At 69.5% G+C, this 17,291-nt stretch carries 17 protein-coding genes and 1 tRNA gene; 7 read left to right on the forward strand and 11 right to left on the reverse strand.

Features of this window, described 5'->3' with window-relative positions; genetic code table 11:
• Window positions 1–22 precede the first annotated feature (22 nt).
• From ACSU6L_RS18400 to pknB, 3 genes are all read left to right on the forward strand, one after another.
• The gene (locus ACSU6L_RS18400) at window positions 23–1,459 is read left to right on the forward strand and encodes an FtsW/RodA/SpoVE family cell cycle protein (RefSeq protein ID WP_437058176.1); all 1,437 of its coding nucleotides are present in this window, start codon (window positions 23–25) and stop codon (window positions 1,457–1,459) included.
• Window positions 1,456–2,928, forward strand: coding sequence for a peptidoglycan D,D-transpeptidase FtsI family protein (locus tag ACSU6L_RS18405; protein ID WP_073944909.1), 1,473 nt, complete (start codon window positions 1,456–1,458; stop codon window positions 2,926–2,928). Before ACSU6L_RS18400 ends, ACSU6L_RS18405 begins: the two co-directional genes overlap by 4 nt.
• A gap of 169 nt (window positions 2,929–3,097) precedes the next feature.
• The gene (pknB, locus tag ACSU6L_RS18410; RefSeq protein ID WP_437058179.1) at window positions 3,098–5,089 is read left to right on the forward strand and encodes a Stk1 family PASTA domain-containing Ser/Thr kinase; all 1,992 of its coding nucleotides are present in this window, start codon (window positions 3,098–3,100) and stop codon (window positions 5,087–5,089) included.
• 83 nt (window positions 5,090–5,172) lie between these two features.
• On the opposite strand, the gene ACSU6L_RS18415 is transcribed toward pknB, so the two are convergent.
• Genes ACSU6L_RS18415 through ACSU6L_RS18440 form a run of 6 tightly spaced genes read right to left on the reverse strand, consistent with a single transcriptional unit; the run spans window position 5,173 to window position 9,381 of the window.
• Window positions 5,173–5,943, reverse strand: a complete 771-nt coding sequence (locus tag ACSU6L_RS18415; RefSeq protein WP_437058181.1) for a class E sortase — start codon at window positions 5,941–5,943, stop codon at window positions 5,173–5,175.
• 13 nt (window positions 5,944–5,956) lie between these two features.
• Entirely contained in the window at window positions 5,957–6,997 is a 1,041-nt protein-coding gene (locus ACSU6L_RS18420) for a class E sortase (RefSeq protein ID WP_437058183.1), read from the reverse strand.
• Window positions 6,994–7,632 (reverse strand): aminodeoxychorismate/anthranilate synthase component II, encoded by a 639-nt coding sequence (locus ACSU6L_RS18425; RefSeq protein ID WP_437058184.1) that lies wholly within the window; start codon window positions 7,630–7,632, stop codon window positions 6,994–6,996. Before ACSU6L_RS18425 ends, ACSU6L_RS18420 begins: the two co-directional genes overlap by 4 nt.
• Window positions 7,629–7,826 (reverse strand): hypothetical protein, encoded by a 198-nt coding sequence (locus ACSU6L_RS18430; RefSeq protein ID WP_198948647.1) that lies wholly within the window; start codon window positions 7,824–7,826, stop codon window positions 7,629–7,631. Before ACSU6L_RS18430 ends, ACSU6L_RS18425 begins: the two co-directional genes overlap by 4 nt.
• A 16-nt stretch (window positions 7,827–7,842) precedes the next feature.
• Window positions 7,843–8,565, reverse strand: coding sequence for a class E sortase (locus ACSU6L_RS18435; protein WP_437058186.1), 723 nt, complete (start codon window positions 8,563–8,565; stop codon window positions 7,843–7,845).
• A 39-nt stretch (window positions 8,566–8,604) separates the two neighbouring features.
• The gene (locus ACSU6L_RS18440; RefSeq protein WP_437058188.1) at window positions 8,605–9,381 is read right to left on the reverse strand and encodes a DUF881 domain-containing protein; all 777 of its coding nucleotides are present in this window, start codon (window positions 9,379–9,381) and stop codon (window positions 8,605–8,607) included.
• Window positions 9,382–9,522: 141 nt separating this feature from the next.
• On the opposite strand from ACSU6L_RS18440, the gene crgA reads away from it, so the two are divergent.
• The gene (crgA, locus tag ACSU6L_RS18445) at window positions 9,523–9,777 is read left to right on the forward strand and encodes a cell division protein CrgA (protein WP_073944917.1); all 255 of its coding nucleotides are present in this window, start codon (window positions 9,523–9,525) and stop codon (window positions 9,775–9,777) included.
• Between the two features lie 275 nt (window positions 9,778–10,052).
• Here the strand turns inward: crgA and ACSU6L_RS18450 are convergent, their stop codons facing one another.
• Both ACSU6L_RS18450 and ACSU6L_RS18455 read right to left on the reverse strand, forming a co-directional pair.
• Complete coding sequence (locus ACSU6L_RS18450; RefSeq protein ID WP_437058190.1) at window positions 10,053–10,946, reverse strand: rhomboid family intramembrane serine protease; 894 nt, start codon at window positions 10,944–10,946, stop codon at window positions 10,053–10,055.
• Between the two features lie 144 nt (window positions 10,947–11,090).
• A complete protein-coding gene (locus ACSU6L_RS18455) occupies window positions 11,091–11,624 on the reverse strand; it encodes a peptidylprolyl isomerase (RefSeq protein ID WP_437058192.1) in 534 nt (177 codons plus the stop codon).
• 284 nt (window positions 11,625–11,908) lie between these two features.
• Here ACSU6L_RS18455 and ACSU6L_RS18460 point away from each other — a divergent pair, with 284 nt between their 5' ends.
• A complete protein-coding gene (locus ACSU6L_RS18460) occupies window positions 11,909–12,610 on the forward strand; it encodes a DUF5324 family protein (protein ID WP_437058194.1) in 702 nt (233 codons plus the stop codon).
• Window positions 12,611–12,871: 261 nt separating this feature from the next.
• Here ACSU6L_RS18460 and ACSU6L_RS18465 read toward each other — a convergent pair.
• Window positions 12,872–12,944, reverse strand: a tRNA-Ala gene (locus tag ACSU6L_RS18465).
• Window positions 12,945–13,127: 183 nt separating this feature from the next.
• Here ACSU6L_RS18465 and ACSU6L_RS18470 point away from each other — a divergent pair.
• Together ACSU6L_RS18470 and ACSU6L_RS18475 are read left to right on the forward strand one after the other, a co-directional pair.
• Window positions 13,128–13,676, forward strand: a complete 549-nt coding sequence (locus ACSU6L_RS18470) for a helix-turn-helix domain-containing protein (RefSeq protein ID WP_073944921.1) — start codon at window positions 13,128–13,130, stop codon at window positions 13,674–13,676.
• Window positions 13,677–13,889: 213 nt separating this feature from the next.
• Window positions 13,890–15,491 (forward strand): serine/threonine-protein kinase, encoded by a 1,602-nt coding sequence (locus ACSU6L_RS18475; protein ID WP_437058196.1) that lies wholly within the window; start codon window positions 13,890–13,892, stop codon window positions 15,489–15,491.
• 208 nt (window positions 15,492–15,699) lie between these two features.
• Here ACSU6L_RS18475 and ACSU6L_RS18480 read toward each other — a convergent pair whose 3' ends face one another.
• A complete protein-coding gene (locus tag ACSU6L_RS18480) occupies window positions 15,700–16,986 on the reverse strand; it encodes a hypothetical protein (RefSeq protein ID WP_437058198.1) in 1,287 nt (428 codons plus the stop codon).
• Between the two features lie 164 nt (window positions 16,987–17,150).
• Window positions 17,151–17,279, reverse strand: coding sequence for a DLW-39 family protein (locus ACSU6L_RS18485; RefSeq protein WP_003999697.1), 129 nt, complete (start codon window positions 17,277–17,279; stop codon window positions 17,151–17,153).
• Between the last annotated feature and the right edge of the window lie 12 nt (window positions 17,280–17,291).

A 17,291-nucleotide genomic window follows, 5' to 3' on the forward strand; every position in this document is an offset into this window, starting at 1 on the left:
CCGTGAGAGGCCCTGTCACACGATGAGCAGTTCAACCAACACGCCGACGCACCACACGTCCACGATCGGCTCCATCGGCGCGCCGAGCCGCCGCAACACCGAGCTGGCCCTGCTGGTCTTCGCGGTGCTCATTCCGGTCTTCGCGTACGCCAATGTGGGCCTCGCCATCGACGAGCAGGTGCCGTCCGGGCTGCTGAGCTACGGCCTGGGCCTCGGTCTGCTGGCCGGCATCGCCCATCTCGTCGTACGCAAGTTCGCGCCGTACGCGGATCCGCTGATGCTGCCGCTGGCCACCCTGCTGAACGGGCTGGGGCTGGTCGCGATCTGGCGGCTGGACCAGTCCGAGCTGCTGCAGTCGATCAAGCAGGCGGGCACGGCCTCGCCGCGGCAGCTGATGTACACGGCGATGGGCATCGCGCTGTTCATCGTGGTGCTGATCTTCCTCAAGGACCACCGCGTCCTGCAGCGCTACACCTACATCTCGATGGTCGGCGCGCTGTTCCTGCTGCTGCTGCCGCTGGTGCCGGGCCTCGGCCAGAACATCTACGGCGCGAAGATCTGGATCTCGGTCGCCGGGTTCTCCATCCAGCCCGGTGAGTTCGCGAAGATCGTCCTCGCGGTGTTCTTCGCCGGTTACCTGATGGTCAAGCGGGACGCGCTCGCGCTGGCCAGCCGCCGCTTCATGGGCCTCTACCTGCCGCGCGGCCGCGACCTCGGACCGATCATCGTGGTCTGGGCGATCTCGATCCTCATCCTGGTCTTCGAGACCGACCTCGGTACGTCGCTGCTGTTCTTCGGCATGTTCGTGATCATGCTGTACGTCGCCACCGAGAGGACCAGCTGGATCGTGTTCGGTCTGCTGATGTCCGCGGTCGGCGCCGTCGGCGTGGCCAGCTTCGAACCGCACATCCAGCAGCGTGTGGACGCCTGGCTCGACCCGATGCGCGAGTACACGCTCTCCCGACAGGGCGTCGCCGGCCACTCCGAGCAGGCCATGCAGGCCCTGTGGGCGTTCGGCTCCGGCGGCACCCTCGGCACCGGCTGGGGCCAGGGCCACTCCGAACTGATCCGCTTCGCCGCCAACTCCGACTTCATCCTCGCCACCTTCGGCGAGGAGCTGGGCCTGGCCGGCGTCATGGCCATCCTGCTCGTCTACGCCCTGATCGTGGAACGCGGCGTGCGCACCGCCCTCGCCGCCCGCGACCCGTTCGGCAAACTGCTCGCCATCGGCCTGTCCGGCGCCTTCGCCCTCCAGGTGTTCGTCGTCGCCGGCGGTGTCATGGGCCTCATCCCGCTGACCGGTATGACCATGCCGTTCCTCGCCTACGGCGGATCCTCCGTGATCGCCAACTGGGCGCTCATCGGCATCCTGCTGCGAATCAGCGACACCGCGCGCCGCCCGGCACCCTCCCCCGCCCCCAACCCCGACGCCGAGATGACCCAGGTGGTCCGCCCGTGAACAAGCCCCTGCGACGGATCGCGATCTTCTGCGGGCTGCTCATCCTGACCCTGCTGATCCGCGACAACTGGCTCCAGTACGTCCGCGCGGACGAGCTGGCCACGGACACCGACAACCGCCGGGTCGCCATCGAGCGCTACGCCAGCCCGCGCGGCGACATCATCGTCGACGGCAAGGCCATCACCGGCTACAAGGAAGCCTCCAGCGGCGACTTCGAGTACGTCCGCACCTACAAGGACGGCGCCATGTGGGCGCCCGTCACCGGCTACGCCTCCCAGGCCTTCGGCACCAACCAGCTGGAGAACCTGGAGGACGGCATCCTCACCGGCAACGACGACCGGTTGTTCTTCCGCCAGACCCTCGACATGCTCACGGGCAAGAAGAAGGAGGGCGGCAACGTCGTCACCACCCTCAACTCGGCCGCCCAGAAGGCCGCGTACGAGGGGCTGAAGGGCCGCGGCAAGGGCGCCGTCGCCGCGATCGAGCCGTCCACCGGCAAGATCCTCGCGCTGGCGTCGTACCCGTCGTACGACCCGTCGACGATCGCCGGCTACTCCGCCGACGACGAGCGGGCCTGGAACAAGCTCCAGAAGAAGAACAACCCCGACGACCCGATGCTGAACCGGGCCCTGCGCGAGACCTACCCGCCGGGCTCCACGTTCAAGGTCGTCACCGCGGCCGCCGCGCTGGAGAACGGCCTGTACACGGGCGCGGACCAGAAGACGAAGACGCCGCTGCCGTGGACCATGCCCGGCACCACGACCGTGCTGAAGAACGAGGGCAACATCCCCTGCGAGAACGCGACCCTGCGCGTCGCGCTCCAGTGGTCCTGCAACACCGTCTTCGGCAAGGTCGGCTCCGACCTCGGCAACGACAAGATGCTGGAGCAGGCCAAGAAGTTCGGCTTCACCAGCGAGCAGTTCACCCCGGTCCGCGCCAACGCCTCCGTCTTCTCCGAGGACATGGCCCCCTCCGAGGTCGCGCTGTCGTCGATCGGCCAGTTCAACACCGCCGCGACCCCCCTGCAGATGGCCATGGTCGCCTCCGCGGTCGCCAACGACGGCACGCTCATGAAGCCGTACATGGTCGACAAGCTGCAGGCGCCCAACGTCGACACCATCGAGCAGACCGACCCGGAGGAGCTGAGCCAGCCGCTGTCGGAGGAGAACGCGCAGATCCTCCAGTCGATGATGGAGACCGTCGTCGACCAGGGCACCGGCAAGAACGCGCGGATCCCGGGCGTGAAGGTGGGCGGCAAGACCGGTACCGCCCAGCACGGCGTGGACAACAGCGAGAAGCCGTACGCCTGGTTCATCTCCTACGCCAAGCTCAGCGACGGCAGCTCCCCGGTCGCCGTCGCCGTGGTGGTCGAGGACGAGGCCGCCGACCGCGGCGACATCTCCGGCGGCGGTCTCGCGGCGCCGATCGCCAAGAGTGTGATGGAGGCGGTCATCGGCAACCGGAAGTGACCCCGCTCACGTCACCTTCACATCGGTGCACGTTGCGATACCGGTCCTGTATCGGGTGACGGGCTTGGCCAGGTCACAGAAAGCGAGCCGGGTACGGTAGGCCCGGACGGCAGCCTCCGACCGCACGAGTACGGCGGTCGGGACCGACGGAGAGGGCTGGTAGGAAGCTATGGAAGAGCCGCGTCGCCTCGGCGGCCGGTACGAGCTGGGCCCGGTGCTCGGCCGTGGTGGCATGGCGGAGGTTTACCACGCACATGACACCCGGCTCGGACGCCAGGTGGCGGTGAAGACGCTCCGCGCGGACCTCGCGCGCGATCCGTCCTTCCAGGCCCGGTTCCGCCGGGAGGCCCAGTCGGCCGCCTCGCTCAACCATCCCGCGATCGTCGCGGTCTACGACACGGGCGAGGACTACATCGACGGGGTCTCGATCCCGTACATCGTCATGGAGTACGTCGACGGCTCCACGCTCCGGGAACTGCTGCACTCCGGCCGCAAGCTGCTGCCGGAGCGCGCCATGGAGATGACCATCGGCATCCTCCAGGGCCTGGAGTACGCCCACCGCAACGGCATCGTCCACCGCGACATCAAGCCGGCCAACGTCATGCTGACGCGCAACGGCCAGGTCAAGGTGATGGACTTCGGCATCGCCCGCGCCATGGGCGACTCCGGCATGACGATGACCCAGACCGCGGCCGTCATCGGCACCGCCCAGTACCTCTCCCCGGAACAGGCCAAGGGCGAGCAGGTGGACGCGCGGTCGGACCTCTACTCCACCGGCTGCCTGCTCTACGAGCTGCTGACCGTCCGCCCCCCGTTCGTCGGCGACTCCCCGGTCGCGGTCGCGTACCAGCACGTACGCGAGGAGCCGCAGCCGCCGTCGGTGTTCGACCCGGAGATCACGCCGGAGATGGACGCCATCGTCCTCAAGGCGCTGACCAAGGACCCGAACTACCGCTACCAGTCGGCCGACGAGATGCGCGCCGACATCGAGGCCTGCCTCGACGGCGCCCCCGTCGCCGCGACCGCCGCCATGGGCGCGGTCGGCTACGGCGGCTACCCCGACGACCAGCCGACCACGGCCATGCGTCCCACCGACGCCGGCGCCACCTCGATGCTGCCCCCGATGAACCCGGACGACGGCGGCTACGGCTACGACGACCGCCCCGACCGGCGCCGCCAGAACCAGAAGAAGTCCAACACCTCGACGATCCTGCTCGTCGTCGCGGGCATCCTGGTCCTCGTCGGCGCGATCCTCATCGGCAAGTTCGCGTTCAGCGGCGGCGGCGTGGGCAACGACACCGTGCCGATGCCGAACTTCGTCGGGCTGACGAAGGAACAGGCCGAGAAACGGGCGACCAACTCCGACCTGCAGCTGAACTTCACCCCCAAGGCCTGCGAACAGCAGCCGAAGGGCAAGATCTGCGACCAGGCCCCGGAGCCGAAGGTCGATGTGAAGAAGAACAGCACGGTCGAGCTGGTGATCTCCACGGGCGCCCCCAAGGTGGCCGTGCCGAACGTGATCGGCCTGAGCCTCGAGGACGCCCAGTCGAAGCTGAAGGCGGACAAGTACGGGTTCCAGGTGGAGACGGAGGCCAAGGAGTCCCCGGAGGCGCCCGGCACCGTCCTCGAACAGGACCCGGTCTCCGGCCAGGAAGTGCAGAAGGGCTCCACGATCACCCTGACCGTCGCCAAGGAAGAGGCGAAGGCGACCGTTCCCACGGTCACCGGCCAGACCTGTGAGGCCGCCCAGCAGCAGATGACGGCCAACGGGCTCACCGGCACCTGCGCCGACACGCCGACCACGGACCCGAACCAGGACGGCAAGGTCATCGAGACCAGCCCGGCCGCGGGCACCTCGGTCGACCCCGGCTCCACGGTGACGATCAAGGTCGGCAAGCTCCAGCAGGAGCAGGTCCAGGTCCCGGCCATCCAGGGCCAGACCCTGAAGGACGCCAAGAAGGCCCTGCAGGACGCGGGCCTCCAGGTGGGCAACATCGCCGGCTCCCCGGACGACAACTCCCTCGTCCTCAGCTCCGACCCGCAGCAGGGCAGCACGGTCAACAAGGGCACGGCGGTCAACCTGATCACCGTGGGCGGCAGTCAGAACAACGGCGGCGGCAACAACGGCGGCGGCCTCTTCGGAGGCGGCGACGGCGGCTGACCGACGCGGCTCATCCGCCCGTACGACGGGAAAGTCCCGGCGACCTCAGGTCGCCGGGACTTTCCCGTTCCTGCGATAGGCAATCAGCCGCGAAGCTCCTCCGGCGGCGTCCGCTCCGCGTCCACCTTCTCCACCCGCTCCAGCTCGCCCCAGACGACGTACCGGTAGCGGCTCGTGTAGACGGGCGTGCAGGTGGTCAGGGTGATGTACTTCCCGGCCTTCTTCCGGCCGGACTCCTTGGGGACCGCGTCGAGGACCTTGACGTTGTACTTCGAGGTCTCGGGGAGGATGGCGTAGACCTTGTAGACGTACCACTTGTCCTTGGTCTCGAAGACGATCGGGTCGCCCTCCTCGAGCCTGTGGATGTTGTGGAACTCGGCACCGTGCCCGTCGCGGTGCGCCGCGAGCGCGAAGTTGCCGTTCTTGCCGCTGGTCGGCAGGGTCGCCTTGACCGGGTCGGTGTAGTAGCCGGCGACACCGTCGTTGAGGATCTTGGTCGCGGTGCCCTTCTTGATCAGGATCTCGTCATCGTTCATGTCCGGGACGTGCAGGAAGCCGATGCCGTCCTTCGTGTCGAGGGCGCCGGGGCCGCCGCTTCCCTCGTGGGCCCAGGTGTCGCGGACCTTGTCGCCCTCCTCGGCCGCCTTGCGATCGGCGAGGACGTTGGTCCACCACAGCGAGTAGACGACGAACAGGCCCAGGACCAGGCCTGCCGTGATGAGGAGTTCTCCGAAGACGCTGACCGCCATGGCGATCCTGCCGGGGCGGCGCCGGGGAGCGGGCGCGGACTCGGACTCGGACGCGGGTTCCGGCGCCGCGGTCTGCTCTTCGGTGTCGTCGGTGGTCGCTGCCACGATTCATCTGCCCTTAACTGACGAGCGCATCCGGCTTGCCCTTGCTGCGCGGCCGTTCCTCGACCATCTTGCCCCAGACGATCAACCGGTACTTGCTGGTGAACTCCGGCGTGCATGTCGTGAGGGTGATGTACCGGCCGGGCGTGGTGAATCCCGAGCCCTTCGGGACGGGGTCGAGGACGCTCACATTGCTCGGCGAGGTCACCGGCAGTATCGACGCCATCTTGTAGACGTAGTAGGTGTCCTGCGTCTCGACGACGATCGGATCGCCCGGCTTCAGCCTGTTGATGTACCGGAAGGGTTCGCCATGGGTGTTCCGGTGGCCCGCGAGCCCGAAGTTGCCGGTCTTCGCGTCGGGCATCGGCGTCTTCAGCCCGCCGTCGGCGTAGTGGCCGACCATGCCCCGGTCGAGGACCCGTTTGTTGCTGGTGCCCTCGGCTATGGGGACCTTGACGTCGAGATCGGGGATGTGCAGGAGGGCGAAGCCCTGTCCGGGCTCGAAGGTGCCGGGGTTGCGTTTGCCGCTCGCCCAGTCGTCCTCCAGCTGGCTGGCCTCGTTGCCGGCCTGGGCCTGGGCCCTGATGTTGGTCCACCACAGCTGGTAGGTGACGAACAGCAGCATCAGCACGCCGGTGGTGATGAACACCTCGCCGATCACCCGGCTGGCGATCACTCCGGGGCTCGGCTTGCTGGCCTTCGCCAGGCGGCGCGCCTCTACCCGGGACAGCGGCGCGCGCCGCTCGCCGTCCTCACCGGCGGGCGGCGACGGGGGCGCACCCTTGCGACGACGCCCGTGACGGGCCTTGGCGGCCTTCCTGCGGGCCGCACGGCCACCCGGGGCGGGGGGATCGCCCGCGCTGCCGGACCGGGGCTCTGAGGCCGGTGTCGAGGCGCCTCGCGGATCCGCTATCCGCAACGCGACGGTCTCGTCGTCGAGGGGTCCGTACGACGATGGGTACGACGTCTGCTCGTACCCGTCCCCGAGCACGCCGGAGCCCTCGTACGGCTGCTGCCCGTACGAGGTGCTCTCGCGCTCGGGGCGCAGTGCGGTCACGCCGTGGCCCTGCCCACCACCGGGGCCAGCCCCGCCGATCTGGCGACCGCGTCATGGTCGCCGCACTCCACCAGCCAGTTGGCCAGCATGCGGTGGCCGTGCTCGGTGAGCACGGACTCCGGGTGGAACTGGACGCCCTCGACGGGCAGTTCGCGGTGCCGCAGACCCATGATGATGCCGTCGTGGGTCCGCGCGGTGACCTCCAGCTCGGCCGACACGGTGGCCGGCTCGGCGGCCAGCGAGTGGTAGCGGGTCGCGGTGAACGGCGTGGGCAGCCCCGCGAACACGCCCTTGCCCTCGTGCTCGACCAGCGAGGTCTTGCCGTGCAGCAGCTCGGGCGCACGGTCCACGACACCGCCGTACGCCACCTGCATCGACTGCATGCCCAGGCAGACGCCGAAGACCGGGACGCCGGTGGCCGCGCAGTGGCGGACCATGTCGACGCAGACGCCGGCCTGCTCGGGGGTGCCCGGGCCGGGCGAGAGGAGGACGCCGTCGAAGCCGTCCTGCGCGTGCGCGGTCGACACCTCGTCGTTGCGCAGCACCTCGCACTCGGCGCCCAGCTGGTACAGGTACTGGACCAGGTTGAAGACGAAGCTGTCGTAGTTGTCCACGACGAGAATGCGCGCGCTCACTGGTTGTCCACCGTCACATCGTTGAAGGGAAGCAGCGGTTCGGCCCATGGGAAGACGTACTGGAAGAGGACGTAGACCACGGCCAGGACCAGTACCAGTGAGATCAGCGCCCTCACCCACGCGTTCCCCGGCAGATGCCGCCAGATCCAGCCGTACATGCCGTCCCTTCCGTCGCACCACGGCACCAGACTCACGCCGTACGGCACCAGACTAACGGCGCAAGGCCTCGGGTTGGCCTGCCTCCACGGGCTGGGTGGAGTCCAGGTGCGCCCAGACGATCAGCCGGTGGCTGTGCCCCCACTCCGGCTCGCAGGTCGTCAGGGTCAGATAGCGGCCGGGGCGGGTGTAGCCGGAGGCGCGGGGGACCGGATCGATCACGGCGACATCGCTGGGGACCGTCTTGTAGGGGCCCTTGTCGATCCGGTACGTGAACCAGGTCGCACCGTCGGTCAGCACCACCGCGTCCCCGCGGCGCAGCTTCGGGAAGTCCTTGAAGGGGTCGCCGTAGGTGCGGCGGTGGCCGGCGACGGAGAAGTTGCCCTTCTGCCCGAGCCGGGCGGTGGCCGTGTAGTGGCCGAGGCCCTTCTTCAAGGTGCCCGTGCCGGTGCCTTCCAGCACCGGCTTGTTCCACGTGAAACCAAGACGTGGGATGTACATGATCGCGAAGGGCTTTCCGTCCCGGTACGGCCGCGACTCCGGGGGGCTCGCGGAGGCACCGGCGGCCGGGGCGGAGGCTCCGGGAGCGTGCGTGGCCCCCGATACGCCGGGGCGCACGCTTTCCTGCGCCCACTGCTCCTGAAGCGCGTCGATCTGGTCGTCCATGACGGAGCCGGCCCGCACGCCGGTCCAGTACAGGACGTAGACGACGAACAGCACGATCACGGTGCCGACGGTGATGCACAGCTCGCTGACGGTCCTCACGATCACGCGCACCGGCGGCTCCTGCGAGGGTGCGAGGGCTGGTGGGTGGGCCTACTCCACGGGCTTCGCGTAGTGCAGGTCCACTGTGCCCGAGTAGCCGGGAAGAGTCACCGTCCCGTTCTCCTCGACTTTCCAGCCCAGGCCGTAGACGTTGACGTACACCATGTAGTTCTGGATCGCGGGGCTCTCGGCGAGCGCCTGCTGCAGCTTCTCCGGGTCACCGACGGCCTGGATCTTGTACGGCGGCGAGTAGACGCGGCCCTGGAGGATCAGGGTGTTGCCGACGCAGCGCACGGCGCTGGTGGAGATCAGCCGCTGGTCCATGACCTTGATGCCCTTGGCGCCGCCCTGCCACAGGGCGTTCACCACGGCCTGCAGGTCCTGCTGGTGGATGACCAGGTAGTCGGGCTGCGGCTCGGGGTAGCCGGGGAGCTTGGCGGTGGCGTTCGGCGGTGCGTCGTTCAGGGTGACGGTGACGGCCTCGCCGGTGACCTTCTGCGTGCCCGCGCTCTTCTCCAGGGCGGCGAGTTTCTCGTCCTCGGCTTTCGTGCTGCCGTCGTCCCGTTCGGCGAGGGCTTCCACCTGGTCGCGCAGCGCCGCGTTGGACTCGTCCAGTTCGCCGTTCTTGCGGCTGCGTTCCTGAATGAGGTCGGAAAGCTTCAGCAAGGACGCATCCGTGCGGATATTGGTGCCCTTGGCCGTATGGAAACTGGTGAAGAAAATGAGCCCCGCGAGAGCGAACACGCTCACCGTGAGGAGACGGACGGGACGGAATGATCCCCGACGGGCGCTGGATCCCGACTGGGGGGAGTCGGCAGAATTGCTCAACGTACCCTTATCTCCTTCGGCGCCACGGAAGCACTACGCTAACGGACGCCCGGGGGAGCGCTCAGTGTCCCCTTGTACGCTGCCCCGAGCCCGACCCAGTTCCCTGCGCGGCCACGCAGCGCATCGACAGGAGAGACCCTCGTGCCGAAGTCACGTATCCGCAAGAAGGCCGACTACACGCCGCCGCCGGCGAAGCAGGCAGCCAGTATCAAACTGAACAGCCGCGCCTGGGTCGCGCCCGTCATGCTCGCGATGTTCCTCATCGGCCTGACCTGGATCGTCGTCTTCTATGTGACCGACGGTTCGCTGCCGCTCGACGCGCTCGGCAACTGGAACATCGTCGTGGGCTTCGGGTTCATCGCCGCCGGATTCGGTGTATCGACGCAGTGGAAGTAGAGCCTGCCGGGCAGTGAACACAGCTCTGCCCAGGGCTATCCACCGAGTTATCCACAGCCGTTTTCCACATGGGGAAAAGAAAGACGATCTGTGGATAACTCACCGGAGGTTGACGCCGGTGTGACGGAACGACCGGCATCCGAATCTACGTTCGCCCCCTGTCTGACCTGCGGAAACACCGGTCGGTGACAGGGGGCACACCTGTTCCCGCACCGTGTGCACAAGATCGGGCACACGCTGTGGAAAACCACCGCTCAGAGGATGAGGACGGGTGCTCAGGTGAGCTGAGCCGTCCGTAGCAGGTACATGCCGACGACCACCGCCAGCACCAGTGCACAGGCACCCCACTGCATCGGCGCCCGCCGCTCTCGCGGCGCGTTCACCATGGCGTAGCCGATCACCACGCCGCCCACCAGTCCGCCGATGTGGGCCTGCCAGGAGATGTTCAGGCTGGGGTTGAAGGTGAACAGCAGGTTGATCACCAGAAGGACGATCACCGGGCGCATGTCGTAGTTGCGGCGGCGCATCAGAACGGCGGTGGCACCGAACAGGCCGAAGACCGCGCCCGAGGCGCCCAGAGACGCCGTGGACGCCGGCTGGAGCAGATACGCCAGGGCACTGCCCGCCAGCCCCGAGATCAGGTAGAGCGCGAGATAGCGGACCCGGCCCAGCGCCTCCTCCAGCGGACCGCCCAGGAACCACAGGCTCAGCATGTTGAAGGCGATGTGCCAGATCGCCTGGTGCGTGAACATCGCGGTGATCAGGCGGTACCACTCGCCCTCGGCCACGCCTTCGGTGGGCACCCAGGGCGCCGGCGGCCACTCGGCGATCAGGAACAGCTCGCCCAGCACCGTCGAGGACACCTGGACGGCGACGAACACCGCGAGGTTGATCAGGACCAGGATCTTGGTGATCAGATGCGGGTCGCCGGTGGTGGTGACGGGCGCCCCGGCGAGGTTGCGCGGCTGTGCGGCGCCCGGGGAGTGGCCCGTGCCGGAGCCGTCGCGGACGCAGTCCGGGCACTGGAAGCCGACCGAGGCGCTGACCATGCACTCGGGGCAGATCGGGCGCTCGCAGCGGGTGCAGCGCACTCCGGTCTCACGGTCCGGGTGCCGGTAGCAGCCGGGCAGGCTGTGCGCTTCCTGCGGACTTTCCGACACCTGGTCCATGAGGTCCCCTACGTCGTCGTAAGCGAGAAACGCCCCTTCCATCCTTACGGACGGAGGGGGCGTTTGGTTCCCTTATGACGCTTTGGGCGCGGTCCCGGCGAGGCGCGGTCGGAGCGCCGGCGCGGTCCCGGCCCGGGTGCGGTCTCAGGCCTGGCGCGTCTCGACGACGACCGACTCGATGACGACGTCCTTGAGCGGGCGGTCGGTGCGCGGGTTGGTCTGGGTGCTCGCGATGGCGTCCACGACCTTCTGGCTGGCCGCGTTGCTGACCTCGCCGAAGATGGTGTGCTTGCGGTTCAGCCAGGCCGTCGGGGAGACGGTGATGAAGAACTGCGAGCCGTTGGTGCCCGGGCCGGCGTTGGCCATGGCCAGCAGGTACGGCTTGTCGAACTTCAGGTCCGGGTGGAACTCGTCCTTGAACTGGTAGCCCGGACCGCCCGTGCCGTTGCCCAGCGGGTCGCCGCCCTGGATCATGAAGCCGCTGATGACCCGGTGGAAGACCGTGCCGTCGTACAGCTTGGCCGAGGACCGCTCACCGGTGGCCGGGTTGGTCCACTCACGCTCGCCCTGGGCGAGCTCGACGAAGTTCTTGACCGTCTCCGGCGCGTGGTTCGGGAAGAGCCGGACCTCGATGTCGCCTTGGTTGGTCTTCAGGGTGGCGTACAGCTGCTCAGCCACGATCTGCCTTCCGTTGTCTTCCTGTGACTCTCTGATCCTCGCACGCCCCACGCCCTGCGTCGTCCGGCGCCCGGGTTCGCCAGCGAACGGCGACGATCCGTGGCATTGTCGACGACAAGCTCCGGTTGCTCCGGATTCATCCCTTATCGACCCCCTGGCCCACTCCCAGCACCGATGGAGTGACCCGGATGCCCGCTCTCGCATGCCGTGCCGCGCGTCGACAGGCATGATCCGTAAAAGGGTGGAAAGTCGAAATACCGTACGCCACCGAGGAGGAGGATCCCGTGACCCGCATCGACAGCGTGCGCGCCGCGACCGGCTCGGCGAAGGACAGCGTGCTGCACGCCGCGGAAGTGGTGGCGCCCTACGCCGACACGGCCAAGGACCGGGCCGCACTGTACGCACACGAGGCTCGTGCCCGCATCGCGCCAATGATGTCGCAGGCCGCCGGGCAGGCCCGCGTCCAGTACGCCGCCCATCTGGCGCCGTACGTGGAGCAGGCCCGCGCGCATGTGCCGCCGAAGGTCGACCACGCCGCCCACGAGGCGGCCTACCGCACCCGCAGGGCCGCGCGGCAGGCCGCCTACTACTCCCGGCCGAAGATCGAGCAGGCGGTCGCCGCGGCCGGGCCCGTCAAGGAGGAGGCGACGGCACGGGGCGCTGCCGCGCTGGCCGCACTGCGCGGCCAGGTCTCGCCCGCGGAAATCCGGAAGCTGGTCCGCAAGCACGAGCGGCGGGCCAAGGCCGGCCGCGCGTTCAAGGCCCTGGCGGTGCTGGGCGCCGTCGCGGGCGGCGCTTTCGCCGCCTGGAAGTGGTGGGACAAGCAGGCCAACCCCGACTGGCTGGTCGAGCCGCCCGCCGCGACCGAGGTGCCCGAGTCCGGCCGCCTGACGTCGGTGGACGGCAGTGGTACGTCCACGCTGGACCCCGATGTCCAGGCCAAGCAGGCCGAGGACGAGGCCGCGGACCGGGACGAACGCGGCTGACGGAGCGCCCGAGGAGACAACGTCCTTGTGGGGCAGGAGAGTTCATGGCTCTTCTGCCCCACAGCCATGTTCCACGCGTGACGAAAACGTTCGCGAAAGCCAAGTCCGGGACCATCACGGGTCAAGTCGTGGCTCGTTTGGTCCCACCTGGCAAAACGTGACCCGGTTGCATTCGCGAGCCGGGGGCCGGGGGCGGGGCCCGGACCGACGACAAAGCCCCTCCGGCTCGCGTTCCCGCAAGTCGGAGGGGCTTTCCTGGTGTGGAGCCTAGGGGAGTCGAACCCCTGACATCCGCCATGCAAAGACGGCGCTCTACCAACTGAGCTAAGGCCCCGTGAGGGAGACGTCCGGCCGGAGGAACCGCGTACCGGCAGGCGCCGCAGACCAGAGTAGCGGGTCGCCCCCGGTATCTCGCAAAAAGATTGGGGGGTCCCCGTGAACGACCACTCTCCGTAAGATGCTCGGCGTGGTTCGCTACAGCGAACCACGGTTTTTGGGGAAGCGATGGGGAGACGCAATGGACGCCGCACAGCAGGAAGCCACCGCAAGAGCGCGGGAACTGCAGCGGAACTGGTACGGGGAGCCTTTGGGGGCGCTCTTCCGTAAGCTCATCGACGATCTTGGCCTCAACCAGGCTCGTCTCGCGGGGGTGCTGGGACTGTCCGCACCGATGCTGTCGCAGCTGATGAGCGGTCAGCGGGCGAAGATCGGCAATCCTGCCGTGGTCCAGCGGGTGCAGCTGCTGCAGGAGCTGGCGGGGCTGGTGTCGGACGGCAGCGTGAGCGCGGCCGAGGCCACCGAGCGCATGGAGGAGATCAAGAAGTCGCAGGGGGGCTCGGTGCTCAACAACACCACACACACCACCAGCAGTTCGGGAGCGCCGACGGTGAAGCGGGTGGTCCGCGAGATCCAGTCGCTGCTGCGCTCGGTGGCGGCCGCGGGCGACATCATCGAGGCGGCGGACTCCCTCGCCCCGACCCACCCGGAGCTGGCGGAGTTCCTCCGGGTCTACGGCGCCGGCCGCACCTCCGACGCGGTCGCGCACTACCAGTCCCACCAGAACTGATCCACCGGCCCGGTAGCCGAAGGGATGCGGCAGCCGGGCCGCGGGCCTGAACGAGCGAGGACACGGGGGACCGGCTCGGGGCCGGCACGAAGCCGAGCACGGGGGACGGGCTCGGGGGCGAAAGCAGGGGGAGATCCGAGCGACGGGGGAATGCGAAGGGCCAGAGCGGGGGGAATACTCCAGAGGGTCGAGGGGGAGGAGCGCCGTACAGCGATGGGTGAGGTCTTCGCCGGTCGGTACGAACTGGTCGACCCGATCGGGCGCGGAGGGGTGGGTGCCGTCTGGCGCGCCTGGGACCACCGACGCCGCCGCTACGTCGCCGCCAAGGTCCTGCAGCAGAGCGACGCCCACTCGCTGCTCCGCTTCGTCCGCGAGCAGGCGCTGCGGATCGACCACCCTCACGTCCTGGCGCCCGCCAGCTGGGCCGCGGACGACGACAAGGTGCTGTTCACCATGGACCTGGTCGCCGGTGGTTCGCTGGTCCATCTCGTCGGGGACTACGGTCCGCTGCCACCGGCGTTCGTGTGCACGCTGCTCGACCAGCTGCTGTCCGGGCTGTCCGCGGTGCACGCCGAGGGCGTGGTGCACCGGGACATCAAGCCCGCCAACGTGCTGCTGGAGGCGACCGGCACGGGCCGGCCGAAGCTGCGGCTGTCCGACTTCGGGATAGCGATGCGGTTCGGCGAGCCACGGCTGACCGAGACCAACCTCGTGGTGGGCACGCCCGGTTACCTCGCGCCGGAGCAGATGATGGGCGCCGAACCGGACTTCCCGGCGGATCTGTTCGCCGTGGGGCTGGTCGCTCTGTATCTGCTGGAGGGCGCCAAGCCGGACGCCAAGGCGCTGATCCAGTATTTCGCGGAGCACGGGACGCCCGGGGCGCCCAAGGGCATTCCCGAGCCGCTGTGGCAGGTCGTGGCGACGCTGCTCCAGCCGGACCCGGACGCCCGCTTCCGCACGGCCACAGGGGCGCGCAAGGCGCTCGCGGCCGCCGCGGAGCTCCTGCCGGAGCCCGGCCCCGACGACGAGCTGATCGAGATCTTCGACCAACTGGGACCACTGCCGGACGGGTTCGGGCCGGACGGCCCGCTGAAGGTCGCGCCCGGCCTGCGGACGGACTTCCGCCCGGGAGCGTCCCGGGGCGCCGGCGACGACGCGGACTCCCTGTCCGGCTCGGTCACGGCCTCGCCGTGGCCCGGCACGTCCTCCGTGCCGTACGGGTCGGGCGCGGCGAGCGGGGCGAGCGCGGGGCGTCCGGTGGACCCACGCCAGGAGCTCGACCAGCGCGCCCACCAGGCACAACCCGCGCCCCAGCCCCAGCCCCAGCCCCAGCAGGATCCCGGCGAGGCCCAGGGCCCGGTCACTCCGCGGCCGACCGCTCCCCCGCCTGCCCCCTCCCAGACGAGCACCGGCATGTCGGACACCGGCAGCTTCCACCTGCCACCGCCGATCGCTCCCGACTCCCTGAGCACCCCCAACGCTCCCACCCACGTCAGGTCCTCCCCCCAGTCCCCTCAGTCACCTGCAGCACAGCCGCCCCAGCGACCTCAGACCACCGCTCCGGCCCCGCCAACCTGGGCGTCGGCCCCGCCCCCACCCTCACCGCCACGGCTCCCGCAGCAGCCCGCCGACGCCTCTACTGCTTCGTACACCGCTCAAGCCCCGCAGGTTCCACTCCCCGCGCAGAGAACTTCCCGGCGCCGCTCGCACGCCGCGGCCCGCCGTCCGGGCCCGCCGGCCAAGGTGGCGATCCCGCTGGTGCTCCTCGCGCTGGCCTGTTACGCGGTGGGGTTCTGGGCGCTGGGCCAGCTGTAGTACGCCCTAGGGGGTGTCTCGCCGATCATGCCGGGCTCGCGGCGCCTGGCACCGCGCCTCGCCGCGTTGTCGTCGGTCCGCGACTCCCCCAAGCTCTCGGCTCCGCTCGAGCAGGGAGGGACCCCCATCGCATCGACTCCCTCCTCCGCCTTGCGATGCACGGCACCAGACGCCGCTCCCTGATCCGGCCTGATCGACGAGACACCCCCTAGCCCACAACCGCCCCAGACCGCCGCCGCCCCCGCACCGTCCACACCACCAGCCCCACCAGAATCAGCGTCCCCGCGCCGAATCCGCCCGCCGCGACCGCCTTCATCGCGACGCCGTCTCCCCCGGCACTGCCCGCCGAGGCCTCCCGCTCCCCCTCCGTGAGGTCGAAGAGCCCTTCGGGCACGGACCGGCCGGCGTAGAGGGGACCGTCCTGCGGGTCGCCCTTCACCCGCACCCGCAGCGTCAGCCCGAACGGCCCGGGGCCGACCTTCTCGGCGACCTGGGCGGCGAGGTGGACGACGAGGTAGTAGGAGCCGGCGAACCGCATGCCGCTCACCCGGTCGGTGGTGGCGTTCCGGTTGGCGAAGTCGACGGGTGGCAGAGGATCGAGCGAGGCGGACTGCTGTCTGCCGTCGTAGCCGGTGCCGTCGTCGTCGACGACGGCGCGCACGGGGTTGTGGAGGGACAGGTTCAGCGCGCCGACGGCGTAGTCGTGGCGGTCGCCGCCGCCCGCGCTGCCCAGTTCGGCGGTGGCCGACAGCTGTTGTCCCCAGTCGACGGGGACCTCGTAGAACAGGGTCTGTCCGGGTTCGATGTCGGCGCTCCACACGCCCTGCCCCACGGTCGCCGCCGTGTCGAACCCGGCACCGCCCGGGCGCCGCTCGGGAGCGTCCGTAGGAGGCGCGGGGGAGGCTGAGTCCCAGGCCTGGGGCGCGTCGGTGACGCCGGGCCGGGCCGGCTGGGGTTCGGTGACGACGGTGAGTTCCAGCTCCCAGGGTTCCGGCGCCGAGCCGGCCGTGGCCCCACCGGGTCGGACGCGTTCGACGACGACGTAGTACGTTCCGGAGTCCGCGCACCGTGTTCCGCTCGTCTCCCGCGCGCCCCAGGCGGTGATCGGACGCGGGCTGCGGGAGGAGCCGACGATCGTCCTGTCGTAGGAGCAGGAGCGGCCGTCGCCGTCCTGCACGGACACGTCGACGCCGTCGGCGGCCGAGACGTCGGCGTCGGGGCCGGGTACGGCGGTGGCGGCGACGTACGCGTTCGATGTGGCGTCCAGGTCGAGGCGGTAGTAGGCGGTCCCGTCGGCAGGGAGGGTGCTGCGGTAGGTGCCGCCGGGCCGCAGGAGGGCGGCGCCGGTGGTAGTCGTCGCGCCGGGTACGCGCCGGGCGTCCTCCGCGAAGGCGTAGGAGCGGACGTCGCCTTCGGCCGACGTGCGAGGAGCGGGGGAGGCGGGTGACGCCGTCAGTGCGGCCAGTGCTCCTAATACCACTCCGGTGACGGTCACGCGCGCGCGTACCGCCGATGAACGACACCACCTCACGCGGGCCCCCTTACCCAGGCGTCCTCACCGTCCACACACGAAACCCCGACCGCAACGGCGGCCGGGGTCTGTTCAGACTGTTCCGAGTGCTCGGGGTGTCCCGAGTGCCCGGAAGGGTATGTCGGTGGTCACGAACCCGTGGGCACGGAGTCAGTCGCCTCCGTCCACAGATCCTGCTCGGCGCGATCCGCCTGGATCTGGCGGTACACGAGGAGCCCGCCGATGGCGGCCAGTGCGACCAGGAGAAGCTTCTTCACCGCGCGACCTCG

This window comes from Streptomyces sp. enrichment culture, from assembly GCF_964272855.1.
In the GTDB taxonomy this organism is placed as follows: Bacteria; Actinomycetota; Actinomycetes; order Streptomycetales; family Streptomycetaceae; genus Streptomyces.

Coding starts and splice junctions, on each gene's coding strand:
- pknB (WP_437058179.1), top strand. CDS start 3,098: ATGGAAGAGCCGCGTCGCCTCGGCGGCCGGTACGAGCTGGGCCCGGTG.
- ACSU6L_RS18400 (WP_437058176.1), top strand. CDS start 23: ATGAGCAGTTCAACCAACACGCCGACGCACCACACGTCCACGATCGGC.
- ACSU6L_RS18470 (WP_073944921.1), top strand. CDS start 13,128: ATGGACGCCGCACAGCAGGAAGCCACCGCAAGAGCGCGGGAACTGCAG.
- ACSU6L_RS18450 (WP_437058190.1), bottom strand. CDS start 10,946: ATGGACCAGGTGTCGGAAAGTCCGCAGGAAGCGCACAGCCTGCCCGGC.
- ACSU6L_RS18475 (WP_437058196.1), top strand. CDS start 13,890: ATGGGTGAGGTCTTCGCCGGTCGGTACGAACTGGTCGACCCGATCGGG.